The 24,800-nt window shown below is 67.8% G+C and carries 23 protein-coding genes; 10 read left to right on the forward strand and 13 right to left on the reverse strand.

The window, feature by feature from the left end:
* The first annotated feature begins 134 nt into the window (after positions 1–134).
* Positions 135–2,747: a GAF domain-containing protein gene (locus tag ACK4S9_RS17885; protein WP_409728408.1), complete on the forward strand. Its 2,613-nt coding sequence runs from the start codon at positions 135–137 to the stop codon at positions 2,745–2,747.
* Positions 2,748–2,809: 62 nt separating this feature from the next.
* Positions 2,810–3,499, forward strand: a complete 690-nt coding sequence (locus ACK4S9_RS17890; protein WP_409728411.1) for a fumarylacetoacetate hydrolase family protein — start codon at positions 2,810–2,812, stop codon at positions 3,497–3,499.
* A 104-nt stretch (positions 3,500–3,603) separates the two neighbouring features.
* Here ACK4S9_RS17890 and ACK4S9_RS17895 read toward each other — a convergent pair whose 3' ends face one another.
* Positions 3,604–4,398 carry a hypothetical protein gene (locus ACK4S9_RS17895; RefSeq protein WP_409728414.1) on the reverse strand — a complete coding sequence of 265 codons (795 nt, stop codon included), beginning with the start codon at positions 4,396–4,398 and terminating at the stop codon, positions 3,604–3,606.
* A 150-nt stretch (positions 4,399–4,548) separates the two neighbouring features.
* Between ACK4S9_RS17895 and ACK4S9_RS17900 the strand changes: the two genes are divergently transcribed.
* A complete protein-coding gene (locus ACK4S9_RS17900; protein ID WP_409728417.1) occupies positions 4,549–5,406 on the forward strand; it encodes a hypothetical protein in 858 nt (285 codons plus the stop codon).
* 7 nt (positions 5,407–5,413) lie between these two features.
* Here the strand turns inward: ACK4S9_RS17900 and ACK4S9_RS17905 are convergent, their stop codons facing one another.
* Both ACK4S9_RS17905 and ACK4S9_RS17910 read right to left on the reverse strand, forming a co-directional pair.
* On the reverse strand, positions 5,414–6,469 hold the full coding sequence (locus ACK4S9_RS17905; RefSeq protein WP_409728420.1) for an SDR family NAD(P)-dependent oxidoreductase: 1,056 nt from the start codon (positions 6,467–6,469) through the stop codon (positions 5,414–5,416).
* A gap of 86 nt (positions 6,470–6,555) precedes the next feature.
* Positions 6,556–7,593: an asparaginase gene (locus tag ACK4S9_RS17910; protein ID WP_409728424.1), complete on the reverse strand. Its 1,038-nt coding sequence runs from the start codon at positions 7,591–7,593 to the stop codon at positions 6,556–6,558.
* 398 nt (positions 7,594–7,991) lie between these two features.
* On the opposite strand from ACK4S9_RS17910, the gene ACK4S9_RS17915 reads away from it, so the two are divergent.
* Positions 7,992–8,390, forward strand: a complete 399-nt coding sequence (locus ACK4S9_RS17915) for a hypothetical protein (protein ID WP_409728427.1) — start codon at positions 7,992–7,994, stop codon at positions 8,388–8,390.
* On the opposite strand, the gene ACK4S9_RS17920 is transcribed toward ACK4S9_RS17915, so the two are convergent.
* Positions 8,376–9,242 (reverse strand): pirin family protein, encoded by an 867-nt coding sequence (locus ACK4S9_RS17920; protein WP_409728430.1) that lies wholly within the window; start codon positions 9,240–9,242, stop codon positions 8,376–8,378. The genes ACK4S9_RS17915 and ACK4S9_RS17920 overlap by 15 nt on opposite strands.
* Before the next feature lie 123 nt (positions 9,243–9,365).
* On the opposite strand from ACK4S9_RS17920, the gene ACK4S9_RS17925 reads away from it, so the two are divergent.
* The 5 genes from ACK4S9_RS17925 (at position 9,366) to ACK4S9_RS17945 (ending at position 16,428) form a co-directional block, all read left to right on the forward strand.
* The gene (locus tag ACK4S9_RS17925; protein ID WP_409728433.1) at positions 9,366–10,889 is read left to right on the forward strand and encodes a dipeptidase; all 1,524 of its coding nucleotides are present in this window, start codon (positions 9,366–9,368) and stop codon (positions 10,887–10,889) included.
* Between the two features lie 406 nt (positions 10,890–11,295).
* On the forward strand, positions 11,296–12,420 hold the full coding sequence (galT, locus tag ACK4S9_RS17930; protein ID WP_409728436.1) for a galactose-1-phosphate uridylyltransferase: 1,125 nt from the start codon (positions 11,296–11,298) through the stop codon (positions 12,418–12,420).
* On the forward strand, positions 12,417–13,520 hold the full coding sequence (locus ACK4S9_RS17935; RefSeq protein ID WP_409728439.1) for a M24 family metallopeptidase: 1,104 nt from the start codon (positions 12,417–12,419) through the stop codon (positions 13,518–13,520). Before galT ends, ACK4S9_RS17935 begins: the two co-directional genes overlap by 4 nt.
* Positions 13,517–14,605: a galactokinase gene (gene galK, locus ACK4S9_RS17940; RefSeq protein WP_409728442.1), complete on the forward strand. Its 1,089-nt coding sequence runs from the start codon at positions 13,517–13,519 to the stop codon at positions 14,603–14,605. Before ACK4S9_RS17935 ends, galK begins: the two co-directional genes overlap by 4 nt.
* Complete coding sequence (locus ACK4S9_RS17945; RefSeq protein ID WP_409728444.1) at positions 14,602–16,428, forward strand: glycoside hydrolase family 2 protein; 1,827 nt, start codon at positions 14,602–14,604, stop codon at positions 16,426–16,428. Before galK ends, ACK4S9_RS17945 begins: the two co-directional genes overlap by 4 nt.
* 134 nt (positions 16,429–16,562) lie before the next feature.
* Here ACK4S9_RS17945 and ACK4S9_RS17950 read toward each other — a convergent pair whose 3' ends face one another.
* The 8 genes from ACK4S9_RS17950 to ACK4S9_RS17985 all read right to left on the reverse strand — a co-directional run bounded on the left by ACK4S9_RS17950 (position 16,563) and on the right by ACK4S9_RS17985 (position 22,133).
* Positions 16,563–17,213: a hypothetical protein gene (locus ACK4S9_RS17950; protein ID WP_409728446.1), complete on the reverse strand. Its 651-nt coding sequence runs from the start codon at positions 17,211–17,213 to the stop codon at positions 16,563–16,565.
* Positions 17,214–17,374: 161 nt separating this feature from the next.
* On the reverse strand, positions 17,375–17,776 hold the full coding sequence (locus ACK4S9_RS17955) for a VanZ family protein (RefSeq protein WP_409728448.1): 402 nt from the start codon (positions 17,774–17,776) through the stop codon (positions 17,375–17,377).
* A gap of 102 nt (positions 17,777–17,878) precedes the next feature.
* Positions 17,879–18,193: a hypothetical protein gene (locus ACK4S9_RS17960; RefSeq protein ID WP_409728451.1), complete on the reverse strand. Its 315-nt coding sequence runs from the start codon at positions 18,191–18,193 to the stop codon at positions 17,879–17,881.
* A 523-nt stretch (positions 18,194–18,716) separates the two neighbouring features.
* On the reverse strand, positions 18,717–19,481 hold the full coding sequence (locus tag ACK4S9_RS17965) for an SDR family NAD(P)-dependent oxidoreductase (RefSeq protein ID WP_409728454.1): 765 nt from the start codon (positions 19,479–19,481) through the stop codon (positions 18,717–18,719).
* Between the two features lie 53 nt (positions 19,482–19,534).
* Positions 19,535–20,134, reverse strand: a complete 600-nt coding sequence (locus ACK4S9_RS17970; protein ID WP_409728457.1) for a type II CAAX prenyl endopeptidase Rce1 family protein — start codon at positions 20,132–20,134, stop codon at positions 19,535–19,537.
* Positions 20,135–20,157: 23 nt separating this feature from the next.
* A complete protein-coding gene (locus tag ACK4S9_RS17975; RefSeq protein ID WP_409728460.1) occupies positions 20,158–20,667 on the reverse strand; it encodes a TPM domain-containing protein in 510 nt (169 codons plus the stop codon).
* Positions 20,667–21,518: a TPM domain-containing protein gene (locus ACK4S9_RS17980; protein WP_409728463.1), complete on the reverse strand. Its 852-nt coding sequence runs from the start codon at positions 21,516–21,518 to the stop codon at positions 20,667–20,669. Before ACK4S9_RS17980 ends, ACK4S9_RS17975 begins: the two co-directional genes overlap by 1 nt.
* A gap of 3 nt (positions 21,519–21,521) precedes the next feature.
* On the reverse strand, positions 21,522–22,133 hold the full coding sequence (locus ACK4S9_RS17985; RefSeq protein ID WP_027866839.1) for a LemA family protein: 612 nt from the start codon (positions 22,131–22,133) through the stop codon (positions 21,522–21,524).
* Positions 22,134–22,286: 153 nt separating this feature from the next.
* Between ACK4S9_RS17985 and pyrF the strand changes: the two genes are divergently transcribed.
* Entirely contained in the window at positions 22,287–23,108 is an 822-nt protein-coding gene (gene pyrF, locus ACK4S9_RS17990) for an orotidine-5'-phosphate decarboxylase (RefSeq protein ID WP_409728466.1), read from the forward strand.
* A 192-nt stretch (positions 23,109–23,300) separates the two neighbouring features.
* On the opposite strand, the gene sbcB is transcribed toward pyrF, so the two are convergent.
* A complete protein-coding gene (sbcB, locus tag ACK4S9_RS17995; RefSeq protein WP_409728470.1) occupies positions 23,301–24,749 on the reverse strand; it encodes an exodeoxyribonuclease I in 1,449 nt (482 codons plus the stop codon).
* Positions 24,750–24,800: the final 51 nt, after the last annotated feature.

Genomic DNA, 24,800 nt, shown 5'->3' on the forward strand with positions numbered 1-24,800 from the left:
CCGGGGCTATCCTGATGAGTAACGAAAGCAGACACTCCCTTCTGCCGGAGGGCAGCGAGGCGCTGCCTGGCAAGGCGATCGAGCGTCCTCGGCCCATTTTCCCCTCTGTGAAACCCGACAATTGGCCGGAAGGCATGCAAGCCATCGCCGACCTGATCGTCGCATCGCAGTTTCCGATGGCGATCGCCTGGGGACCGGAGCTGAGGCTGTTCTATAACGACGCCTACGCCGGCGTGCTGGGCGACAGTCATCCCGGCGCCATGGGCCAGCCTTTGCCGCTGGTGCGTCCGGAGCTCTGGCCGCGCCTGCAGCCCTACGTCATGGAAGCCCTGTCGGGCCAACCGGCGCAGTTCGAGAATCTGCTGCTGGAGTTCCACCGCAACGGCAAGCTGGAGCGGCGCTACTTTTCGTCCTCGATCACGCCGGTACGCCACTGCGGCGAGATCATCGGCGTGTATTTCGTGCTGTCCGACTGCACCTCGCGCGTGCTTGCCGAGCAGCGCCATGCCTTCCACCTGAAGCTGAGCGACACGCTGCGCGGCCTGGTCGAGGCGGTGCACGTGATGCAGGCCGCCAGCCGGCTGACCGGCGAATACCTCGGCGTGGCGCGGGTCGGCTATGGCGAGATCGACACTTCCGGCCGCCTGGTCAGCGTGGACCGCGACTGGACCGACGGCAGCATCCCCAGCCTGGCGGGCGAGTCGCGCGAGCTCGACAGCTTCGGTCCGGCCATCATCGACCAGCTGCGCCGCGGGCGCACCCTGCGCCTGGACGACATCGCGCTCGACCCGCATGCGGCGCCGTACGCGGCCGGCTATGCCAGCATCGGCGCGCGCTCGATGGTGATCGTGCCGCTGATCGAAGAGGGGCGCCTGGCCGCCATCTTCTACCTGCACGAGCAGCGCCCGCGCCACTGGAGCGACCAGGAAACCGCGCTGGCCGAGGACGTGGCGCGCCATACGCGCGAGGTGGTGCGGCGCGCCCGCGTCGAGGAATCGCTGCGCGACGAGAAGCGCGTGCTCGAGATGGTCAACCGCACCGGCCAGGCGCTGGCCTCGACCCTCGACCTGGGCACGCTGCTGCAGGCGATCACCGACGCCGGCACCGAGCTGGCCGGGGCGCGCTTCGGCGCCTTCTTCTACAGCAGCGAGGACGAGCACGGGGAAAAGCTGCAGCTGTACACCCTGTCCGGCGCCCTGCGCGAGGACATGGAGCGCCTCGGCAAGCCGCGCACCACCGAGATCTTCCGTCCCACCTTCAAGGGCGAGGGCGCGATTCGCAGCGACGACATCACCTGCGATCCGCGCTACGCGCAGCTGGGCCCGGGCAGCGGCATGCCGCCCGGCCACCTGGCGGTACGCAGTTACCTGGCGGTGCCGGTGGTCTCGCGCGCCGGCCAGGTGCTGGGCGGCCTGTTCTTCGGCCACCCGGAACCGGGCATGTTCACCGAGCGCACCGAACGCATCGTCGCCGGCGTGGCGGGCCAGGCCGCCATCGCGATGGACAACGCGCGCCTGTACGAGGTGGCGCAGAAGTCGGCGCAGGAGCGCGATGCGCTGCTGCAGAGCGAGCGCGCGGCGCGCGTGCAGGCCGAGCGCCTGAGCCATACCAAGGACGAGTTCCTGGCGATGCTGGCGCACGAGCTGCGCAATCCGCTGGCGCCGATCAGCAGTTCGGCCAGCCTGCTGTCGATGCAGTTCAAGGACGAGCCGCGCATCCGCCAGACCAGCACCATCATCAGCCGCCAGGTGCGCCACATGAGCCGCCTGATCGACGACCTGCTGGACGTTTCGCGCGTCACCCGCGGCCTGGTCAAGCTCAAGCTGGGCGTGGTCGACTTCCGCGACATCGTCTCGGGCGCGCTCGACCAGGCCCGCCCGCTGCTCGACGAGAAGAGCCACCAAGTGGAGCTGGCCCTGCCGCCGGCGCCCGTGTACGTGCGCGGCGACCAGACCCGCCTGGTGCAGAGCGTCACCAACATCCTCAACAACGCGGCCAAGTACACCCAGAAGGGCGGACGCATCGCGCTGGCGCTCGAGAGCAGGGAAGGGCGCATGTGCCTGAGCGTCAGCGACAACGGTTCCGGCATGCCGCCCGAACTGCTGCCCAATGTGTTCGACCTGTTCACGCAGGGCGCGCGCACGCTGGCGCGCTCGCAGGGCGGCCTCGGGCTGGGCCTGACCCTGGTCAAGCGCCTGGTCGAACTGCACGGGGGCGAGGTCGGCGCGCACAGCGACGGCGTCGGCCTGGGCAGCCGCTTCACGCTCGCGCTGCCCTGTACGGAGGCGGCGCTCGACGCCGTCGCCGCCCCGGGGCCGCTGCAGGAAGAAGGGGCGCGGCTGGAGCGGCCGCTGCGCCTGGTCCTGGTGGACGACAACGCCGATGCGGCCGACAGCCTGTCGCAACTCCTGAGCGTGCAGGGCTACCATACGGCGGTCGAATACGACGCGCGCTCGGCCCTGCGCCGCGCGCGCGCCGAGCGTCCGGATGTGATGCTGGTCGACATCGGCCTGCCCGACATCGACGGCTACCACCTGGCGCAGCAACTGCGCGCGATGCCGGAAACGCGCGACACCGTGCTGGTGGCGATCACCGGCTACGGCCAGGCGCGCGACCGCGAGCGCGCCATCGAGGCCGGCTTCGCGAACCACCTGGTCAAGCCGGTGGACATGACGGCGCTGGTGCGCATCCTCGAATCGGTCAACGCCAGCGCGGCGCGCGCCGCGGCGCCGGCGGCCGCGGCCTGACGCGCTCCTGCAGCCGCAACTGCGAGGCCTTATCATGGGCATCCATCCCTGAAAGGACCAGCATGTCCAGTTATGTCATCAATGCCCCCGTGCAGCCCTCGCTGGCCGTGGCGGACAGCGCGCAACGCTTCCCGATCCGCCGCGTGTTCTGCGTCGGCCGCAACTACGGCGCCCATGCGCGCGAGATGGGGAGCGACCCGAACCGCGAGCCACCCTTCTTCTTCACCAAGCCGGCCGACGCCGTGGTGCCCGCCAGCGGCGCCGTGCCGTACCCGCCCGCCACCCGGGACCTGCACCACGAGGTCGAGCTGGTGGTGGCGCTGGGCGCGGGCGGCGCCGACGTCGACCCGGTTGACGCCATGTCGCTCGTGTGGGGATACGGCGTGGGCCTGGACCTGACGCGGCGCGACCTGCAGGCCCTCGCCAAGGACGCGGGCCGCCCCTGGGACATGGCGAAGGGCTTCGACGCCTCGGCGCCGTGCAGCCCCCTCGTTCCCGCGGCCCGGATCGGCCATCCGCGCGATGCGCGCATCTGGCTGGAAGTCAACGGCGCGTTGCGCCAGGAAGGGAAGCTGGACGAGATGATCTGGCCGATCGCGGACGTGATCGGCCACCTGTCGCGCCTGGTCACGCTGGCGCCCGGGGACCTGATCTATACCGGTACGCCGGCGGGCGTCGCGGCATTGAAGCCGGGCGACCGGGTGCGCGGCGGGGTGGACGGGGTCACGGAGTTCGAATTATCTATCGCGTAGGGTGGGCGGATTCTCCGCCCACGCGGTGATAGTCAGAGGCAAGATCATCGTGCACGAAAGCGGAGTCGATGGCGCTCACCGCGTGGGCAAGAAACTTGCCCACCCTACGAACCGCCGGCAGCGATCAGCGCTTCCATCTGCGCCAGCAGTCCTTCTCTCGCCGCATCGATCTGCGCGCCATTGGTCTTGTTCGACAGCGCCGCCCGCTCCTTGCGGCCCAGGAAGTAGGCGACCCGCTCGGCATTCGCCCCCGACGGATGCGGCAGCCCGTGCAGCACGCGTCCGGCGGGGATCACGCCTTCGCCGACCAGCCAGTCCAGCGTCTCGCCGACACTGGCGCCCATCGGGATGTACAGCGCGTCCGGCAACTGGCGCGCCTCCTGCGCGAACCAGCGCAGTACCTGTTCGCGCAGGAAGGCCTGGCGCAGCGGCGAGGGCGAGCCGCTGTAGTTCTTGCCGTCCACAAAAATCGGGTGGCGCAGGATCGCGCTTACCTGCACCAGTCCGGCATCTTCGCCGAACAGGGTGGCGCAGCTGGCGATGCCTAGCCAGCGCTGCACGCCGATCGCATCGAGCAGGGCCACGAAGTTGGGGCGGATCGCGCCGCTGAAGGCGCCTGCCAGCCGCGCCGCGCGCAGCACCGCGGCATCGTCGCTGCCTGCCGCTAGCTGGCGCTGCGCCTCGCGCATCGCGTTCTTCCACTGCGCAAAGCCGGGCGTGATGCCGGCGACCACGATGCGCGCCTGCGGGTGGATCGATTCGAAGGGAATGTAGTGGGCGCTGTAGCGGCCTTCGCGGCCCAGCAGGAAGGCGTCGGGGATCCGCGCGGGCGCGGTCACCTGCGCCAGGTCGAGCGTGCGGATGGTGTCGCGGAAGCGGGGAAAGAGCGGCTCTGGCATGGTGATGGGCGGTCGCTGAAAGCGCCATGGTAGCGCACGCCGGCGCGGCCGCGCGAACGCATGCGTTGCGCCGAAAACTGGTACGCTATCCCCATCAATAGACGGCCGCAGGAAACATAAAAACGCGCGGCCCGGGACGGGGAGGATGCCATGGCCGACGTGGCGCTGATCACGGTGCACGGGATGGGGGAAACCCCGCCCACCTATGCCGACGCTCTGATGGACCGGCTGCGCGGGCAGTTGGGCAGCCTGGCCGGGCAGGTGGTGATGCGCTCCGTGTACTACCAGAAGATCCTGCAGGACAACCAGAACGCCATCTGGGAGCTGACCCGGGAAGGCGCCACGGTGCGCTACCCGGACCTGCGCAAGTTCGTGCTGTTCGGCTTCGGCGACGCGGCCGGGCTCGAGAACCGCAAGGAGATTCCCGGTTCGGTCTACGAACTGGCGCAGGGCGAGATCGCACGCACGCTGCTGTCGGCGCACGCGCTGCGCCCCGGCATGCCGGTGGTGTTCGTGGCGCAGTCGCTCGGCTGCCAGGTCCTGTCGAGCTATATCTACGACGCCCAGAAGGCGGCCAGGGGCCAGCCCGTCGGCGCCGGCATCTGGCGCAACATCGATGCCTGGGCGGCCGCCAGCATCGGGCGCGCGCTCACCGCGAGCGAGAAGACCTTCCTGGGGGCGGGCACCTGCGCGGCCCTGGTCACCACCGGCTGCAACATCCCGGTCTTCATCGCCGCGCACAAGATCATGCACATCATCCCGATCGAGCGCCCGACCTCGCTGTTCAAGTGGATCAACTTCTACGATCCGGACGACGTGCTGGGCTGGCCGCTGCAGCCGCTGCCGGGCGGCTACCGCGAACTGGTGGAAGACCGTGTCGTCAACGCCAGCGGCGGCGTCGCCAGCCTGCTGCTGCGCAGCTGGAACCCGCTCGCGCACAACAGCTACTGGGACGACGCCACGGTGGTGACGGCCATCGCCGCCATGCTGCGCCGCCTGGCAGCCTGAGTGCGGCTCAGGGGAGGGAGCGGCCCTCCTTGCGGGCCGCATCCTCCTGCCGCATGCGGGCGCGCACCCCGCCGTCGATGCCGGTCGCGGCCGGATTTGGCCGGTGCACGGCGCCGCTGGTCGGCGGCGCCGGCGGCGACTTCTCGAACTGTTCGGCATGCGCGATGTTGGCCGAGATGCGCTCGGTCAGGTCGGGTGCGATCTTGTGCGACCACACGGCGCCGCGCGCCTTCCAACCGGCCGGCACTTCCTCGCTGGGATAAAGCGAAGCCCGCACGATGACGTCCACCACCTTGGCCGGATCGTCCATCGCCAGCATGCGCGGGCGGTGCCCGGAATAGTTGGCGGCGTTCGCGAAGAAAGGCGTATCGGCGGCCCAGGGCATCACCGTCGTGACCCGGATGCGCTCGCCTACGCCCGCCAGCCGCAATTCCTCGTTCAGGGCCCGCCCCAGGCCGAGCACGGCGGCCTTGGTCGCGGCATACGAAGCGTGGTAGGCCAGCGGCACCTCGCTTTCCACCGAGCCCATGTTGACCAGGGTGCCGGCGCCTTGCGCCTTGAACTGGCGCAGCGCGATGTGGCTGCCGTGGATCACGCCCTTGACGTTGACGTCGACGATGCGCGCATGGTCTTCCAGGGGAATGGCCTCGAAAGGGCCGATGGCGCCGACCGCGGCGTTGTTGATCCAGACGTCGATCCGCCCGAAGCGCGCTACCGTTTGCTCCGCCAGGCGCTGCATGTCCTCGACGCGCGCCACGTCGGTGGGCACCACCAGGGCGGAGCCGCCAGCGGCGTTGACGCGCGCCGCCACCTCGTTCAGCAGTTCGGTGCGGCGCGCTGCCAGCACCACGTTGGCGCGCAGGGCGCCCAGGCGTTCGGCCACGCCGCGCCCGAAGCCGCTGGAAGCGCCGGTGACCACGTAGGTCCTGCCGGCCACCGCGGCGCCTTCCGCAGGGGAGAGCGCCGTGGCACAGCCGCCCAGCAGCGCGGCGAGAAGCAGGAGCAGGCCGGCAAGGCAGGCGCGCAGCGCCACGCCGCGCGTGATGGTTCCCAACAAGTTCATGTCGCCTCCGGATTCGGTTCCGGAACATCCTACGATGGGGGCTCGCCTGCCGGGTGTACGTTTCGGATGGGAACCGGAAAGCGGACTCAGGAATCGGACGCGGCCTGCGGCGTCAGCGTGAACAGGGTGCGGATGTCGCCCGCCACCGTGCCGCGCGCATTGCGGATGGGCGGCTGGCGGAACCCTTCCAGCTGGGCGCACCGTTCGTCGTCGAGCAGGCCGAGCTGGTCGAGCACGCCGTACACCGCCGGGTGCAGGGCGCGGCTGTTGCCGTCCGCGATCTTGATCGCGATGCCCAGGCCGGCCGAGCGGATGCCGATCGCCTGCACCGCATCGGCGCCGATCTTCGCCACCCAGTCGCCGCCGCCCGCCGTCATCCAGGCCAGGTCGGTGCGCGCCGTGCCCGAGACCATGTCCGGCCGCGCCGTCATCGCGTCGAACAGCATGCCCATGGCGCCGCCCAGCTGCGGATCGGCAGGGCCTTGCGCGAGACGTGCATACAGGTGCGCCAGGCGCGACAGCGGCATCGCGTAGTTCGGCGCCGAGCAGCCGTCCAGTCCGACCGGCATCCAGTCGGCCGGCATTCCCACCACCTCGGCCAGCGTGTCCCGGATCGCCTGCTGCAGCGGATGGCTGCGCTCGACATAGCCGCGGGTGGGGGCGCCGTGCAGGCGGCACCAGGCCAGGAAGCCGCTGTGCTTGCCCGAGCAGTTGTGGTGCAGCGGCGTCCAGCTGCGCTCCTGGGGCACGGGCTGGCCGGTGAACTCGTAGAACAGCGGCGTGGCGCAGCCGCATTCCAGGTGGCCGGGGGCGAGGCCGATCTTGTCGAGGATGGATTCCACGCCGCGCAGGTGCATGTCCTCGCCCGAGTGGCTGGCGCACAGCAGGGCCAGTTCGTCGCGCGTCAATCCAAAGCGCGCGGGACCGTCCGACAGGATGAAGGGCAGGGCCTGGAAGGGCTTGAGCGCCGAGCGCGTGAAGGTGGGGTAGTGCGGATCGCCGCTCGCGTAGAGCAGGCGTCCCTGCACGTCGACGACCGCGATCGAACCGGCGTGGACGTTCTCGACGATATAGCCGGAATCGGGATAGCCGCGCGTGGTGGCGACGAGGGCGGTAGCTTGCATGCTTGTCTCGGTGAATGGGATTGAAAAGCGGCCGGAACCCTACTTTAAGGCATTGCGCGACATGCCGACGCACGCTCCGGCATATGCATGGAGATGCCGCGCTTCGCCCGTCAATCCAGGCGTTCCGGGACATCTGCACGGCGTGCAGACGTCGAAAAGCGGGGGCGATATGCATGCCCCGTCTGGTATCGGTTTTCCGCATTTCGTCACGCGTTTTCGGCGTTCCAGCGCTTCCGGCTTGAGCCTGCGCGGCGCGTCGCTACACTTCCCTCATCGCCAGACAAACCGAGACAGACGCTGGCGAAACTGAACGACGTGGACCGCGCGGCGCGAACCGAAATAGCCCTTGCCGCACAGGTCCGAACCCATTCATTTTTCGACCTGAAAGGAAGTACATCATGCGCACCAAACTGCTGCTGGCCGCCGCCGCCACCTTCTTCACCCTGACCGCCAGCGCGGCACCGCAAGGCACCGCCTCCGAGCGCGTCGACGTGGTCGGCGCCCAGCCGAAGCAGGCGCAGATGTCGGCCTTCGTGTTCGACGGAGTGCAGGGCGACTACCAGCTCGACGATGGCCGCACCCTGACCGTGACCGGCACGCGGGACGGCCAGGCGCGCAAGCTGTACGCCGACTTCGGCGACGGCGCCACCGAGCTCGTCCACGTCGGCAAGAACCGCTTCGTTGCGGTGGGCAAGGACCTGCGCCTGTCCTTCGACCGTCCGAACGAGCGCCGCGTGGTCGACACCGTCCGCGTCAGCAACCTGGCGGGCCGCTACGTCGCGCTAGCCCAGCGCTGAGCCGAAACGCCCGGCCTGGTAATCGCTGATGGCCTGCGCGATCTCCTCGCGCGTGGTCATCACGAAGGGGCCGTGCGCGACCACCGGCTCGCCGATCGGCTCCGCATGGCCGAACACCACCAGGGCGTCCTGGCTGGCGCGGAGCTCGACCGTGTCGCCGGTCTCGTCCAGCTCCACCAGGTGCATCGGGCTGATCATGTCGGCGTGCTGGCCCACCTGGACCACCCCGCGCGCGACGTAGAGGAACACGTTGCGCCCTTCCAGTGCGCCGAAGCGGATGCCGCCCCCTGCACGCATCTCCAGCGTGCTCATGAACACGCCCGTGAGCGAGCGGATCGGGCCGGTCCTGCCTTCCCATTCCCCGGCAATCAGATTCAGCGTCACCTTGCCCCCGTCGACCGGGAGGGCAGGGATGTCGGCGCGCTGCAATCCCGTATAGGCCGGTTCGCTCATCTTCAGGCGCGAGGGCAGGTTGACCCATAGTTGCAGGATCTCGATCGGGCCGCCCCGTTCGAGGAATTCGCGCGGCGACACCTCGGCATGCACGATGCCGCGCCCGGCCGTCATCCACTGCACGCCGCCGGCGTGGATCACGCTTTCGTGGCCGGCATTGTCGCGGTGGGCCAGCATGCCTTCGAGGATGAAGGTGACGGTCTCGAAGCCGCGGTGCGGGTGCGGGCCGAAGGGCAGGCCGCGGTTGTGCGGCGGGTAGGTCTGCGGGCCGTGGTGGTTGAGGAACAGGAAGGGATCGATCTGCTCCACGAGGCGGCCGGGCAGCGGACGTTGCGTGATGAGGTCGCCGATATCGTCGCGTGCCGCGGGATGGAGACGGTGGACACTGCGGGCAGTCATGGTGGGTCGCTCCTGTGATGCGTCGGCCCTGAGGATACCCCAAGCCATCACGCCGGCGCACACGCCTGTGCTAGACTTCTTGCACATTTGCAATCAACGATTGTGCACTGGAGACGGCCACCCATGATTCGAAAAACACTGCTGGCCAGCCTGCTGCTGGCTTCCTTCGCGCTGCCCGTGGCAGCGGCCCCGGCGGCCAACAAGGCCCCGAGCGAGGTCGCCGTCAAGACCGCCAAGTACGCGGCGAGCACCTATCGCAAGGACGTAATCGACACGCTGGCCAAGCTGGTGAGCTACAACACGGTGGCCGACAAGAACGTCCCGTCCGACAAGAACCCGGTTCACATCGCCTTCAAGGAAGCGCTGAAGGCCGAAGCCCAGCGCCTGGGCCTGGACTACGCCGACCATGGCTGGACCGTGATCGTCGGCCTGGGACAAGCGAGCGAACGCGTCGGCGTGATCACGCATGGCGACGTGCAGCCCGTGGACCCGAGCAAGTGGAAGAAGTCGCCCTTCGTGCTGGACCGTACCAGCGAGCCGGGCAAGCTGCTGGCGCGCGGCGCCGAGGATGACAAGGGCCCGATCGCCACCGCGCTGTACGCGATGAAGGCGATCAAGGACAAGGGCCTGCCGCTGTCCAAGCGCATCGAACTCTATGTGTACATGGGCGAGGAGTCCGACTGGCAGCCGCTGGTGGAATTCCTCAAGACCCACCAGCCGCCGCAGGTCAACATCACGCTCGACGCCGAATACCCGGCGGTAACGGCGGAAAAAGGCTCGGGCCTGGTCGCGGTGACGATCCCGAAGGCGGGCGCGGCCGCGCCGCCGCAGGGCGAAGCCTACGTGGCGCAATTTGGCGGCGGCTTTTTCATTACCCAGATCCCCGAGGATGCCAGCGCCGTGATCGCCAACGCGACGCCGGAGATCGAGCAGGCCATCCGTGCGCGCGGCGCCAGGCAGGAGGGCATGCAGTACGCCTTCAGCTGGGAAGGCAGCAGCTTGAGCGTCAAGGCCAAGGGCGTGTCGGCCCACTCGTCCAAGCCGGAAAACGGCGTCAACGCGGTCAGCATGCTGGCCGATGCGCTGGCCGTGCGCCCCTGGGCCGACACGGTCGCCGGCGCCGCGGTGAACTACCTGAACGAGATGGTCGGCACCGGCATCTATGGCGAGAAGTTCGGTGCGATCGCCTACCGCGACAGCTTCATGGGGCCGATGAGCTTCGCGCCGACCGTGATCAAGCAGAACGACGACGGCATCGAAGTGCAGATCAACCTGCGCCGCCCGCAGGGCAAGAGCAGCGAGCAGCTGACGGGCGAGGTCCATGCCGCGCTGGCGCAGTGGCAGGGGCGCCGGCTGCCGCTGGCCAACGTCAGGGTCCGCATCGGCGAGCCGTGGGTGCAGAAGAACGCGCCGCACCTGCCGACCCTGATGAGCGTGTTCTCGTACTTCACCGGCATGAAGGACCCGCAGCCGGTGGCGATCGGCGGCGGCACCAATTCGCGCCTGTTCCCGGGCGCGGTGAGCTTCGGCCCGGCGATGCCGGGCAAGGTCTACACCGGCCACTCCGAGCACGAATTCATCACCGAGAAGCAGCTGCTGCTCAACCTGCAGATGTACACGGCGGTGCTGGTCGAGCTGGCAAAGTAGGGCCGCGGCGACGCGCTCCAGTCCCCGGCTTGTCCGGGGATTTTTTTTGCCCGTTTCCAAGCGGTCCCGGCGTGCCGCGGGCCATCATGTTCACGTCGAGCTGCTAGGAGCGAGGCTCGCCCAAATGTGTAAATAATTCCAATCATTTTGTAGGAGTGTACTTACAAAGCGGCTTGCTGCTGCAGAGGCAAACTTGCCTTTCCCTCGAAGCGACAGGGCGGGCCGCAAGGGCGGCTTTTTCCTCTGCCGCCGCTCCCATTGATAGCCGGAAAATGCTGCCGTGCTAGAGGGAAAATGTGGCGAAAGCAGCATGTTAGGATCACCGTTGCAGACCGCGAGGACACCGGAGAACCCGGTGCCGGCTCGCGCTCCTTGCTTTACGAATGCCCGACATTTTTTGGATGCCATGCACAGCAAAGATCTCGAGAAGCCGGACGGACGCAAGCTCACCCTGTACAGCAACCATCCGATCCCGGAAGGGATTCATGCGCCCAGCCCCTTCGCGGACCCGCAGCATCCGAATCCCCACCTGCGCTGGCACCCGCTGCGCGGCGAATGGGTCACCTATGCGGCCTTCCGCCAGAACCGTACCTACCAGCCGCCGCCGCAGTACAATCCGCTGGCGCCGATGAGCGACCCGCAGCACCCGACCGAGATGCCGGCCGGCGACTACGAGATCGCGGTGTTCGACAACCGGTTTCCCTCGCTGGCGCTGGACTCGCACGAGCCTCCCGGCGTGACGGTGCCGACCGCGCCGGCCAACGGCCATTGCGAAGTGGTGGTATTCACGCAGGAGCCGCAGTCCTCGCTCGCCGCGCTGCCGCTGTCGCGCATCGAGCTGCTGCTGTCGGTCTGGGCCGACCGCACCACGCGCCTCAGGCGCTACCAGCAGATCCACTACGTGCTGCCTTTCGAAAACCGCGGCGCCGAAGTCGGCGTGACCCTGCACCATCCGCACGGCCAGATCTATGCCTATCCCTTCGTGCCCGCCGTGCCGGCGCGCATGCTGGCGCAGGAGCGCGAGTACTTCCTGCAGCACGGCGCCAGCCTGCTGTGCGACATGGCGCGCGACGAAGCGGCGGATGGCAAGCGCGTGCTGTACCACGACGACTTCGCGATCGCCTTCGTGCCGGCCTGCGCGCGCTATCCCTACGAAGTGTGGGTGATGCCGACCGCGCCCTGCCAGGACTTCGCCGCGCTCACGCCGCCGCAGCGCGAAAGCCTGGCGCGCGCGCTCAAGACCGTGCTGCTGAAGTTCGACACGTTGTGGCACCGCCCCTTCCCCTACCTGATGGCGTGGTACCAGGCGCCCACCGACGGGGCCGCGCATCCGGAGACCCAGCTGCATGCCCAGTTCTACCCGCCGTACCGCACGAAAGACCGCCTGAAGTACCTGGCCGGCACCGAACTGGCGGCCGGCATGTTCGCGATGGACGTGCTGCCCGAGACCACCGCCTACGAACTGCAGCAGGTCGAGGTGAGCCTGGAAGAGGGCGGCGAGACGTTCCACGCCGCGGAGGCGCACGCATGACCGCGGTCCCGCAGCGCGCCGCCGAGGTCGCGGACAAAGTGGCGCTGCTGCGCGCCCACCTGGCCGGCGCGGGCGCCGGGGCAATTCGCCTGCGCGGCGTCGACTGGTTCGCCTGGGTGACGGCGGGCGGCTCGAGCGCCGTGCTGCAGACCACCGACGACGGCGTGGCCGAGGTGCTGGTCACGCTCGAGGAAGCCTGCATCCTGACCGATGCCATCGAGGCCGAACGCCTGCGCGCCGAGGAACTGCCCGACGGCTTCACCTTCCACATCGAGCCCTGGACCGAGCCCGAGTTGCGCGAACGCTACGTGCAGAATGCCGCGGCCGGCCGGTCGATCCTGTCCGACCGTCCCGTGGGCGGCGAGCAGCCGCTGCCGCAGGCGCTGCGCCAGCGCCGCATGGTGCTCGGCCTCGAGGAGCGCGAGCGCTACCGCCTGCTCGGCCGCGAGGCCGCCGAGGCGATCAGCGAAACCCTGCGCCGCGCGCGGCCCGACTGGACCGAATACCAGCTGGCGGGCGCCGGCGCCGATGCCCTGTGGCGGCGCGGCATCCACCCGGCACTGGTGCTGGCCGCCGGCGCGCGGCGCCTGCCGGCCTGGCGCCATCCGACGCCGAGCGGCGAGCCGCTGGGCGCGCGCGCCATGCTGGTGTTCTGCGCGCGGCGCCACGGCCTGTACGCCAACCTGACCCGTTTCGTGAGCTTCGGACCGGCGCCGCTGGACGAGCAGCGCGCCCTGATGGAGGTCGAGGCCACGGGGCTGGCGGCCATCCAGCCCGGCAAGTCGCTCTCGGTCGTGTACCACGCGCTCGACGCCGCCTACAAGCACGCCGACCGCGAAGCGGCGATCCGCGAGCACCACCAGGGCGGCATCACCGGCTACCGGGCGCGCGAGATCCTCGCCGGCCCGAGCACCGCCACCCCGCTGGAAGAAGGCATGGCCTTCGCATTCAATCCGAGCTTCGCGGGCGCGAAGATCGAAGACACTTTCCTGCTCGGGCCCGACGGGCTCGAGAATCTCACGTTCGACCCCGGCTGGCCGGCGGCGGACGTACATGGCCGCAAGCGGCCCCTTTGGCTGGAGGCGCAAGCATCATCATGACGAACACCGACACCTTCTTCGGCGGCGCGCCGGAGGTGAATGCCTCGGCGCCCGGGCGCGTCAACCTGCTCGGCGAGCATACCGACTACAACGACGGCTTCATGCTGCCGGTGGCGACCCCGCAGCGCACGCTGGTGGCGATGAGCCGCAGCGGCGACGACCACTTCCATTTCTATTCGCCGACTTTCGACACCACGGTCACCTTCGCGCAGGACGGCAGCGCGCCGCAGGGCTACGGCAGCTACATCGAGGGCTGCATCCGGCTGGTGCAGGCCGAAGGCGTCGAGGTGCCGCCGCTGCGCGTCTACATCACCACCGACCTGCCGGTCGGCTCGGGCCTGTCCTCGTCGGCCGCGCTCGAGGTGGCGACCCTGCGCGCCTTGCGGGCGCTGCTCGGCTTCGAGCTCGACGACGTCAAGCTGGCCCGCATCGCCCAGCGCGCCGAGATCGAATTCGCGCACGTGAACTGCGGGATCATGGACCAGATGGCGTCCAGCCTGGCCGACGAGACCAGCATGCTGTTCATCGACGCGCGCACGCTGGAGCACCGCCTGGTCAAGATGCCGCCCGACACCGAGCTGATCGTGGTCGACTCGGGCGTGGCGCGCAAGCTCGCCGCCAGCAAGTACAACGAGCGGCGCGCCGAGTGCGAAGAGGCCTCGCGCAAGCTGGGCGTGCAGGCGCTGCGCGACGTGAGCGATCCGTCGTCCGTCGAAAGCCTGCCCTCGCCGATGCGCGAGCGTGCCCGCCACGTGGTGCAGGAAAACCTGCGCGTGCTGGAGGCGGCCGGCGGGGTGAGCGCCGAGCGCTTCGGCGAGCTGATGAACGCGTCGCATTTCAGCTTGCGCGACGACTACGAAGTATCGATTCCCGAGCTGGACGAGTTGTGCGAGCACCTGCGTGCCGCGCCCGGCGTGCTCGGGGCACGCCTGACAGGCGCCGGCTTCGGCGGCGCCTGCGTGGCGCTGTGCCGGGCAGGACAGGCACGGCAAGCGGCCGCCGCCGCGCTGGCGGCCTATAACAAGAACGGACGACAGGGCCGGATCCTGATTCCGGTTCCGACTGAACAGAAAGGACAACAATGAATCAGTTTGAATATCCCCGTCCCCAATTGGTGCGCGACAACTGGATCAACCTCAACGGGAAATGGCGCTTCACCTTCGACGACGAGGTGCGCTATGCCAAGCCGGAAGACGTCGCCGAGTGGACCCATGAAATCAACGTGCCCTTCGCGGTCGAGACCGAGCTGAGCGGTATTCAGGACACCGGGTTCCATCACGCGGTCTGGTACCAGCGCGAATTCGAACTGTCCCCCAACGACAAGCGCACCATCCTGCATTTCGGCGCGGTCGACTACGCCGCACGGGTGTGGGTCAACGGCCGCCTGGTGGCCGAGCACGAGGGCGGCCACACCCCCTTCCAGGCCGACATCACCGACGTCATGAATGCGGACGGCAAGCAGGTGGTGACCGTGTTCGTCGAAGACGATCCGGCCGACCTGGCCAAGCCGCGCGGCAAGCAGGACTGGCTGCTGGAACCGCACTCGATCTGGTATCCGCGCACCACCGGCATCTGGCAGACGGTCTGGGTCGAGCAGGTCGAGGATACCTACATCGCTTCGCTGCGCTGGACCCCGATTTTCGAAACCTACGAGATCGGCTGCGAGGTCTTCGCCACCGGCCACACCCACCAGGAGCTGTTCGTCGAGGTCAAGATCTGGCATGGCGAGCAACTGCTGGCGGACGACTACTACAAGCTGCTGCAGGGCGAGGCGAACCGCAAGATCGCGCTGTCCGACCCCGGCATCGACGATTCGCGCAACGAGATCCTGTGGAGCCCGGAGCGGCCCACCCTGCTCGACGCCGAGGTGACACTGCGCTGCGGCGACCGCGTGCTCGACCGCATCCGCTCCTACACGGCGCTGCGCTCGGTCTCGATCAACCGCGACCGCTTCATGCTCAACGGCCGTCCCTACCAGCTGCGCCTGGTGCTCGACCAGGGCTACTGGCCCGAGTCCTTCATGACGGCGCCGTCGGACCAGCACCTCAAGCGCGACGTCGAACTGGTCAAGCTGATGGGCTTCAACGGCGTGCGCAAGCACCAGAAGATCGAGGATCCGCGCTTCCTGTACTGGGCCGACAAGCTGGGCCTGCTGGTATGGGAAGAGATGCCCTCGGCCTACCGCTTCAGCTCGCGCGCGATCACGCGCATGGTGCGCGAATGGACCGAGGCGATCCAGCGCGACTACAGCCACCCCTGCATCATCGTGTGGGTGGCCTTCAACGAATCCTGGGGCGTGCCGAACCTGACCTTGACGCAGGCGCACCGCAACGCGGTCGAGGCGCTGTACCACCTGACGCGCACGCTCGACTCGACCCGGCCGGTGATCGGCAACGACGGCTGGGAAGCCTCGGCCACCGACATCCTCGGCATCCACGACTACGACTGCGATCCCGAGAAGCTGCAGGCGCGCTACGCGGTCACCGATCCGGTGCGCACCCTGTTCGACCAGCGGCGTCCGGGCGGCCGCATCCTGACCCTGGACGGCTTCCCGCACCGCGGCCAGCCGATCGTGCTGACCGAGTTCGGCGGCATCGCCTACGATCCGACGCAGGATCCGGACGCGGACAAGACGACCTGGGGTTATTCGCGGGCGCACACGGCCGAGAGCTATCTGTCGCTGTACCGCGAGCTCCTGAGGGTGGTCAACGAAACCTTCATGTTCAGCGGCTTCTGCTACACGCAGTTCACCGACACCTTCCAGGAAGCGAACGGCCTGCTCAATGCGGACCGCACGCCGAAACTGCCACTGGAGGTGATCAGCGCCGCCACCCGCAACGTGGCGCTGCAGCGCAAGGAGGTCGAGGCGGAAGGCGATGGGATTCCCGGCGGGACCGGCATGCCGTGATCGGTGAGCATGCGGGTGAGCAGGCAATGAAAGCGCGCACCGTCACGGGTGCGCGCTTTTTTTATGTAGCAATAATGGGCGGTGGGACGCTGCAGCAGGTGTGGCGCAATGCCGCAGCGATGGGAGCGGCCTTGCTAGCGCTGGATGACGCCGCTGGTGACGTTTACGCGGTCGCCGCTGCGGAAGTCGGGCGTGCTGGCATGGTTGATGACCTGGGTGCTGCCGTCGTCCATGCGCACCGTGACACGGTAGCTGTTCGCGCCGGTGGCGCCGGCCGCGCCGCTCGAACCGGTGCTGCCGGCCGTGCCCGAGCTGCCCGAGCTCGTGCTTTCGCTCGGTACGACCTCGATGGCGAGGACCGTGCTGTTGGGGCTGGCGCTGGCGGCCGTCGAGGTGCCGGACGAACCCATGCTGCCCGAGGTGCCGCTGCTGCCGGACTCCCAGCCCGAGGACCCGCTGCTGCCGCTGCTGCCCGAGGTGCCGGAGCTACCCGAGCTGCCCGAGGTGCCCGAGGTGCCGGTGCCCATGGTGCCCATGCTGCTCGAGCTGCCGCTGCTGCCGGTGGGGTTGCCGGAGGCGTCGGTGGCGCTGCCCGAGCCGTAGCTGCTGGAGCCGCCGGTGCCGGTCGCGCCGCTGGTGCCGCTCGAACCGCCCGAGGTGGTGCCGCTGCTGCCGCTCGTGCCACTGGATGCGTCGCCGCCGCCGCGCATGCCGGCGCACCCGGCCAGGCCCAGCGATACAGCCAGCAAGCCCGCCAGGAGCATGCTCTGGTGTTTTTGCTTCATGGTCAACTCCTTATGGTGGATGTTCAATCGGATGCGTGACGATGCCACGTGCCACTGGAGTGAGAGGGGGGAAGCGCGTCAGCGTTCCAGCTGACCCGGGTTGAGCCTGAGCTGTATCAAGCTGCCCACGAGGCTGGTGAATTTTTTTACGGCGCGGAATGTCAGGGCTGGCGCACGGTGACTTGCCGCGGCACGATCACGGCCAGCAGGGTGCTGGTCAGCACCGCGGCGCTCACGTCGACCACCCAGTCGCGCACGTCGCCGCTGCGGTAGGGCAGGAAGCTCTGCACCAGCTCGTCGCCGGCGCCCATCAGGGCGATCGCCACTACCGCCTTGGCGGCGCGCGCCGGCGGGCTTCCCGTGCTGCCGAAGAACCACAGCAGGCTCAGGAAGGCGTAGGTGAGGCCGTGCAGCACCACGCCAGGCGCGAATTCGCCCACTTCGGCGCGCGCCCCCGGAATCGATCCGGCAACGACGATGCCCGCGAACAGGACGAGGGCAGTCTTGATGCGGGCGGAGCGCAGGCGGGGATCGAGCAGCAGGTAGGACAGGAAAGCGGGCATGACGAGGAAACGCTGGCAAATGCCAACGATATCACAGCGCTTGTCTTTCCTGTCGCACCGACCAGCCGGGCAGTCCGGCGGCCGCGCCCTCGGGCTGCGTGCTCAGATCGTCAGCGCCGGGGCGCCGTTCGCATAGTGGGCGTCGAAACAGCTTTCGCAATCGGCGCAGAAAAGGTGTGCCATGCGGACGCTGTTCTGCCGCAGTACGAGCTTGAGGTGGGTGTGCCGGCACTTGGGACAGATCTCGCGCACGCTGCCGAAGGTCAGCAGGTTCAGCGGGGCGCTGTCGCCGTCGGGCTGGTCGATGACGGCCAGGGGATTCAGTTCGCTCAGCACCAGGTTGCCGTCGGTATGGTGGCGGCGGCAGGCGCTTGCTTCGGGCGGATGCGCGTAGTTCTCGGATACACGTAGATTCATAGGACAGGCTCCCATTATCGTGTTGTCTCCACAAACCTGCGAAGCGGGAAACGCAGGGCGGGAGCTTCATCATAGCGAAATCCCGCAGGGCTTCAAGCCCGGCCGGCTGATTTTTATGATGGTGTTGCCAATGTGAAGCAAAAAAATGCCCGCCAGGAACTGACGGGCACAACCCAAGATCGGGCCAAGAGACGTAAATCGGTTGGTGTGTTGCACTTGGTGCAGCACACCTGCTGCCATCACGCATATCGGTTGCGTGTATGGCAGGTGATTCAAAGTATATGGGGCGATTGTGACCACGCCATGACAGTGATCAAACGTGAACCGTTACGGTCGAACTGTTCCGGATCTCCGCGATCTCAACAATATCGTGCAGGACGCGCAAAAAAAAGCCCGCTCGAGGCGGGCTTAAAACTATTTTCTTGGAGGAGAATAGTGGAGACAGGTGAGATTATGCTGCGTCGCCAAATATACGTCCAATTTAGAATACGGATACCAGACATTGATATATTGAATATCTGTTTTACTCGCGCACCGGGACCGTATAGTTGAGCGCCATGCGGCCGCCGTCCGCATACAGGGTCTGGCCCGTCACGTAAGAAGCGTCGTCGCTGGCCAGGAAGGCGCAGATGGCGGCCACTTCCTCGGGCTCGCCGCAGCGTCCGAGCGGCGTGCGCGACAGGATCGTGTGGCGCGCTTCCGGGCTGCCGAGTACCGCTCGTTTCGCCAGTTCGGTCAGGATCGTGCCCGGGCCGATCGCATTCACGCGAATGCCGTGCTCGGCAAGGCCGATCGCGGCGACGCGCGTCAGTTGGTTGACCCCGCCTTTCGACACAACATACGGCACCTGGTTCGGAATGGTCAGTTCAGCATTGACGCTCGACATATTGATGATGCAACCGGTCTGGCGCTTGACCATGTCGCGCGCCGCCGCCTGGCTGCACAGGAACATCGATTTCAGGTTGATGCGCAGCACCCGGTCGAAGTCTTCTTCCGCCAGATCCAGGAAGTCCGCCGCATGGGTGACGCCGGCATTGTTGACGAGGATGTCGACCTGGCCGAACGCCTGCAGCGTCGCGGCGATCATCGCATCGACTTCGGCCTTCAGGCTGACGTTGGCCTGGTGGAAGCGGGCGGCGTCGCCGAGCCTGGCTGCGGCATCCCGGCCTTCGGGCCGGATATCGACGAGCATGACGCGCGCGCCTTCCTGCACCAGGCGGTTGGCGCAGGCCAGGCCGATGCCCTGGCTGGCGCCGGTGACGATCGCTGTTTTGTTGGCGAGTCTCATGAGCGGCTTTCGAGCTGTTGAAAACCGTCATTGTATCGGGCCTGGGCCGCGCGCTATGCGGCTGCGGCCGATACCATGAGCGCCCAGATGATCCCGTTTTGCGTGGCGTGGGCGCTGGCGGCGGCGACGTAGGCCGGCCGGATGCCTGCCGGGCGCAGGGCCGCATAGCCGCAGGCGAAGACGAGCCCCCCGAACACGGCCGTGATGCCGTGCACCAGGCCCCCACTCGCATAATGTCCGCAGCCCCACACGAGCCCGCTCAGCAGTATCTGGGCGGCTGGTCCTGCGCCGAGGCGCCGGGCGGCTTCCATCGGCAGCACTTGCCCGAGCACGGTTTCGATCACGGGGGCGAACACAAGGGCAAGGAAAAAGAACATCGCCGGGTCGAGCCTATCGAGATGGGCGGCGCCGGAATTGCCCCATTGCTCGGGCGGCAGGAGGTGAAGGACCACATTGCTGACGACGAAGCTGCAAAGAATACCGATCGGGCCCAGGCAGATGCCCGATCCCAGTGCGGCAAGCAGGGGGTGGCGCGCCACCGTGGCGCGCCAGCGCGCCATGTACGGCGCGACCGGTTCGTCAGGGGGAGGCTCGACGCCGCGCATGGTGTGCTCGCAGATGGCCCAGGTGATGGTGCCGGCCTGGTTCGTCAAGCTGGAGCGCGCCCGGCGAGCCGCTACAGCATCAGCGGCTTGTCCGGCAACTCGTTGGGGCGGCTGCCGTTGGCCGGGAAGTGCTGGCGCAGCAGTTCGTTGACCTGCCCGATGGCCGCCAGGGTCGCGTCGTGGAAGCGGCCCTGCCTGAAGCCCTCGGTCATGGTGCGGCACACCGCCTGCCAGGTGGCGCTGTCGATTTTCCGGTCGATGCCGCGGTCGGCCACGATGTCCACCTTGTGCTCGGCCAGGTTGATGTAGATGAGCACGCCGCAATTGTCCTCGGTGTCCCACACGCCGTAGTCGGCGAACAGGGCCAGCGCGCGCTGGCGGTTGCTCACGCCGTCCCAGGCGTCGTCGAAGGGCAGGGCCTTCTCGACGATCAGGCGCAGCTCGCCGCGGTGGGTCTGCTCGCCGGCGGTAATCGCCTCGCTGATCGCGCCGAGCGTCGTTTCCGGGAAGGCGCGCTGGGCTTCGCCGCTGCTGCTCGTCAGGTGGCGCCAGGCGCGCTTGATGCGTTGTCCAATACCCATTACCAATCTCCCGAGGCGCCGCCGCCGTCGAAGCTGCCTCCGCCGCCGGAAAATCCGCCGCCACCGAATCCGCCGCCGCCGAAACCGCCGCCGCGTCCCATGCCGCTCATGATGTTGCCGAGGATAATACCGGTCGCGACATTACCCAGGCCGCTGCTGCGGCGATGGCCCCAGTGATGCGGCGAGAGCCGGCTGCGGCGCGGACGGAAGAGTGAACGCAGCAGGAAAAAGCCGATCAGGAGAGGAAGGATGCCGAACAGCGAAAACCCGCCGCCATCGTATTCGACCTGGCGTTGCGGCATTTGTTGCTGTGCCGGCGCAGGGAAGCTCTCTTTGTTCAGGAGCGTCGCGATGGCGCCGACGCCCGCCACCAAGCCTTCGTAATAATGGTTCTGACGGAAGTGCGGTGCGATCACGTCCTGCAGGATGCGTTTCGACTGCGCATCGGTCAGCACCCCCTGTACGCCGCGCCCGGCCTCGATGCGCAGCCGGCGCAGCGAACTCGGGTTATCGCGCGCCACCATCAGGAGCACGCCGTCGTCGACGCCCTTGCGGCCCAGCTTCCAGGCGTCGGTGACGCGGATGCTGAACTGCTCGATCGCTTCGGGCTCGGTCGACTTGACCAGCAGCACGGCGATCTGGCTTCCGGTGCGCGCCTCGTAGTCGGCCAGTACGGCGCTCAAGCGCTCGCGCTGGCCGGCGTCGAGCATGCCCGCTTCGTCGACCACCCGTCCGCTCAAGGGCGGCACCGGCTTGAGCTGGGCGAAGGCCGCATCGGCCCAGCCCACTGCCAGCACGCAGGCCAGCAGCAGAGCCCACAGCGGGCGAAGGATACCGGCTCGGATCGGCATCGTTTACTTGCCGAAGTCGACCGTCGGCGCCGTCGAGATCGCTTTTTCGTTCTCGACCGTGAACGAGGGCTTGGTCTCGTAGCCGAACACCATCGCCGTCAGGTTGGTCGGGAACTTGCGCACGGTGACGTTATAGTCCTGCACCGAGGCGATGTAGCGCTGGCGTGCCACCGTGATGCGGTTCTCGGTGCCTTCCAGCTGCGACTGCAGGTCGCGGAAGCTGGTGTCGGCCTTCAGGTCCGGGTACTTCTCGGCCACCACCATCAGGCGCGACAGTGCGCCGGACAGTTCGCCCTGCACCTGTTGGAACTTGTTGAAGGCGGCAGGGTCGTTCAGGACTTCCGGCGTGATCTGGAAGCTGGTCGCGGCGGCGCGCGCGCGGGTGACGGCTTCGAGCGTTTCGCGCTCGTGCGAGGCATAGCCCTTGACGGTATTGACCAGGTTCGGGATCAGGTCGGCGCGGCGCTGGTACTGGTTCACCACTTCGCCCCAGGCCGCGATGGTTGCCTCGTCCTTGGTCTGGAACTCGTTGTAGCCGCAGCCGGACAGCAGCGTGCCGGTGAGAACGGCCACGGCAAGGGTACGGGTCCAGCGCGAGAAGAGGGTAGATGTCATGATCATTCCATGGCAGGTTGTCGAATGGTCAAATATACATGATGTAAAGATATTTTGGCGCATCTTCCGGGCTGAAACCCGCTTGCCTCGATCCGGCGCCAGGGCTGGCGGTACAATATTGGGTTCGCAATCACTGATAAACAAGAGGCCCGGATGACATTCATCGACAAACTTTCCGCAGCATGGACCCGCAACGATTCCCTGCTGTGCGTCGGGCTCGACCCGGACCTGGCGCGTTTCCCGGCGCAGCTGCAGGGCCAGCCGGACGGCATTGCCGCCTTCTGCAAGGCGATCATCGATGCGACCGCCGACCTGGCCTGCGCCTTCAAGCCGCAGATCGCCTACTTCGCGGCGCTCGGCGCCGAAGCTCAGCTGGAGGACATCTGCCGCTACCTGCGCGAGCGCTATCCGCACATCCCGCTGGTGCTGGACGCCAAGCGCGGCGACATCGGCGCCACCGCGCACCAGTACGCGCGCGAAGCCTTCGAGCGCTACGGCGCCGACGCGGTGACGGTCAGCCCCTACATGGGCTTCGATTCGGTCGAGCCTTACCTGGAGTGGCAGGACCGCGGCGTGATCGTGCTGTGCCGCACCTCGAACGCGGGCGGTTCGGACCTGCAGTTCCTGGACGTGGGCGGACGCCCGCTGTACCAGCACGTGGCCCAGCTGGTGGCCGAGAAGTGGAACCGCAACGGCCAGCTGGCGCTGGTGGTGGGTGCGACCTTCCCGGAAGAGATCGCGCAGGTGCGCAAGCTGGTGGGCGACATGCCGCTCCTGATCCCGGGCGTGGGCGCGCAGGGCGGGGACGTGGCAGCGACCGTGCAGGCCGGCCGTACCGCGAACGGCACCGGGATGATGATCAATTCCTCGCGCGCGATCCTGTATGCGGCGCCGCAGGCCGGGGAAGACTTCGCCGCGGCCGCGCGCCGGGTGGCGATGGAAACGCGCGACGCGATCAATGCGGCGCGGGGGTAAGGAAGCGCTGGTGGTTTGTTAAGGAAATGAGGTTCCCGCCTGCGCGGGAACGACGTTCTACAGCTGACATTCGAACTACGTCGGCGTAATTCCACCTTTACCCGTAAAACCGTCGTTCCCGCGAAGGCGGGAACCCAAGTTCATCGCGCTGCCACCGGCGGCTCAAATCGCGCAGCGCGAACCCAAACGACTTCAATACCTGCTCGGCGCGATCGTCTCCGCATAGTCGTACAAGGCGCCGAGGATCTCCTCCGCGCGCTCGTCCGCACTCTCGGACAGCGTATCGATCTCCATGAACAGCTGGTCGACCGTGCGCGCCCCGGCCGCGCCCTCGAACAGGCGCGCCGCGCGGTGCGCCTCCCACAGTTCGCGTTCGTCTTCCGACAGGGTGTCGGGGAAGTTGCGCGCGCGGTAGCGGAAGAACAGTTCGCCCAGGCGCTCGTCCTCGAACGAGGGCCGCATGCCGGCCAGCGCCGAGGGCTTCTCGTGGCGCAGCGACTCCAGCTTGCGGCGGTCGCCGTTCCCTACGAAGCCGCCGTACAGGTCTTCGTCCACGTCCACCGCGGCGCCCGGGGCCGGCTTCTTGAACACCTCGGCCCAGATCGCGCTCATGTTGCGCCCGCCCGCGGCCAGTGCCGCGTGCGCGCGCGCCTGTTCGACGTCGATGTTCCAGCGCGCCGCCATGGCGGGCTGCAGGGTCTTGAGGTTCCCGACCAGCATCGGCGACTTGTTCAGGTGCACGCTCTTGATCGGCAGGCGTGTCATCCCTTCGGGCATCTCGGCGCTGCGCGTGAACAGGCGGGTACGGATCGTCTCGACGTCCAGTTCGAACAGTTCGGACGGATCGTGGCGGCAGTCCCAGACCAGGATCTCGTTCTTGTTGGTCGGGTGCTGGGCCAGCGGCCAGACCAGGCCCAGGCAGCCGTGCTCGACCGGGAACATGCCGGACACGTGCAGGAAGGGCTGGCGCTGGCCCGGGTCGAGGTGCAGGCCCATCTCGGCGGCCACCCGCTCCTTGCGGCGCAGTTCCAGGCAGAAGTCGAACAGCTTGGGCTGCTTCGAGCGGATGAGCCGGGCGAGGGCGATGGTGGCGCGCACGTCCGACAGCGCGTCGTGGGCGGCGTCGTGGACCAGGCCGTTGGCTTTGGTCAGGTCTTCGAGGCGGAAGCTCGGCTTGCCGTCTTCCTTGCGCGGCCATTCGATGCCGTCCGGGCGCAGCGCATGGGTCATGCGCACCACGTCCAGCAAGTCCCAGCGGCCGCAGCCGTTCTGCCATTCGCGCGCGTAGGGGTCGATCAGGTTGCGCCAGAACAGGTGGCGCGTGACCTCGTCGTCGAAACGGATCGTGTTGTAGCCGACGCCGATCGTGCCGGGCTCGCTGAAGGCGGCCTCGATGGTCCGGGCGAATTCGTGCTCGGGCACGCCGTGCTCCAGGCAGTGCTGGGGCGTGATGCCGGTGATCAGACAGGATTGCGGGTCGGGCAGGAAGTCCGGCGCCGGCTGGCAGTACAGCATGATCGGATCGCCGATCTCGTTCAGCTCGGCATCGGTGCGGATGGCGGCGAACTGGGCCGGGCGGTCGCGGCGCGGGGTCGCGCCGAAGGTTTCGTAGTCGTGCCAGAGGAAGGTATGCGTGCTCATGTATTGCTTTGTTATTGTGGCCGGGAGGGCGGGCAGGCGCCATGGTGGCAC

Source organism: Massilia sp. (assembly GCF_046293535.1).
Lineage (GTDB): Bacteria > Pseudomonadota > Gammaproteobacteria > Burkholderiales > Burkholderiaceae_D > Telluria.

Excerpts from the sequence above, each read along its gene's own strand:
- ACK4S9_RS17885 (WP_409728408.1), top strand. The coding sequence starts at position 135 with ATGCAAGCCATCGCCGACCTGATCGTCGCATCGCAGTTTCCGATGGCG.
- ACK4S9_RS17890 (WP_409728411.1), top strand. The coding sequence starts at position 2,810 with ATGTCCAGTTATGTCATCAATGCCCCCGTGCAGCCCTCGCTGGCCGTG.
- ACK4S9_RS17895 (WP_409728414.1), bottom strand. The coding sequence starts at position 4,398 with ATGCCAGAGCCGCTCTTTCCCCGCTTCCGCGACACCATCCGCACGCTC.
- ACK4S9_RS17900 (WP_409728417.1), top strand. The coding sequence starts at position 4,549 with ATGGCCGACGTGGCGCTGATCACGGTGCACGGGATGGGGGAAACCCCG.
- ACK4S9_RS17905 (WP_409728420.1), bottom strand. The coding sequence starts at position 6,469 with ATGAACTTGTTGGGAACCATCACGCGCGGCGTGGCGCTGCGCGCCTGC.
- ACK4S9_RS17910 (WP_409728424.1), bottom strand. The coding sequence starts at position 7,593 with ATGCAAGCTACCGCCCTCGTCGCCACCACGCGCGGCTATCCCGATTCC.
- ACK4S9_RS17915 (WP_409728427.1), top strand. The coding sequence starts at position 7,992 with ATGCGCACCAAACTGCTGCTGGCCGCCGCCGCCACCTTCTTCACCCTG.
- ACK4S9_RS17920 (WP_409728430.1), bottom strand. The coding sequence starts at position 9,242 with ATGACTGCCCGCAGTGTCCACCGTCTCCATCCCGCGGCACGCGACGAT.
- ACK4S9_RS17925 (WP_409728433.1), top strand. The coding sequence starts at position 9,366 with ATGATTCGAAAAACACTGCTGGCCAGCCTGCTGCTGGCTTCCTTCGCG.
- galT (WP_409728436.1), top strand. The coding sequence starts at position 11,296 with ATGCACAGCAAAGATCTCGAGAAGCCGGACGGACGCAAGCTCACCCTG.
- ACK4S9_RS17935 (WP_409728439.1), top strand. The coding sequence starts at position 12,417 with ATGACCGCGGTCCCGCAGCGCGCCGCCGAGGTCGCGGACAAAGTGGCG.
- galK (WP_409728442.1), top strand. The coding sequence starts at position 13,517 with ATGACGAACACCGACACCTTCTTCGGCGGCGCGCCGGAGGTGAATGCC.
- ACK4S9_RS17945 (WP_409728444.1), top strand. The coding sequence starts at position 14,602 with ATGAATCAGTTTGAATATCCCCGTCCCCAATTGGTGCGCGACAACTGG.
- ACK4S9_RS17950 (WP_409728446.1), bottom strand. The coding sequence starts at position 17,213 with ATGAAGCAAAAACACCAGAGCATGCTCCTGGCGGGCTTGCTGGCTGTA.
- ACK4S9_RS17955 (WP_409728448.1), bottom strand. The coding sequence starts at position 17,776 with ATGCCCGCTTTCCTGTCCTACCTGCTGCTCGATCCCCGCCTGCGCTCC.
- ACK4S9_RS17960 (WP_409728451.1), bottom strand. The coding sequence starts at position 18,193 with ATGAATCTACGTGTATCCGAGAACTACGCGCATCCGCCCGAAGCAAGC.
- ACK4S9_RS17965 (WP_409728454.1), bottom strand. The coding sequence starts at position 19,481 with ATGAGACTCGCCAACAAAACAGCGATCGTCACCGGCGCCAGCCAGGGC.
- ACK4S9_RS17975 (WP_409728460.1), bottom strand. The coding sequence starts at position 20,667 with ATGGGTATTGGACAACGCATCAAGCGCGCCTGGCGCCACCTGACGAGC.
- ACK4S9_RS17980 (WP_409728463.1), bottom strand. The coding sequence starts at position 21,518 with ATGCCGATCCGAGCCGGTATCCTTCGCCCGCTGTGGGCTCTGCTGCTG.
- ACK4S9_RS17985 (WP_027866839.1), bottom strand. The coding sequence starts at position 22,133 with ATGACATCTACCCTCTTCTCGCGCTGGACCCGTACCCTTGCCGTGGCC.
- pyrF (WP_409728466.1), top strand. The coding sequence starts at position 22,287 with ATGACATTCATCGACAAACTTTCCGCAGCATGGACCCGCAACGATTCC.
- sbcB (WP_409728470.1), bottom strand. The coding sequence starts at position 24,749 with ATGAGCACGCATACCTTCCTCTGGCACGACTACGAAACCTTCGGCGCG.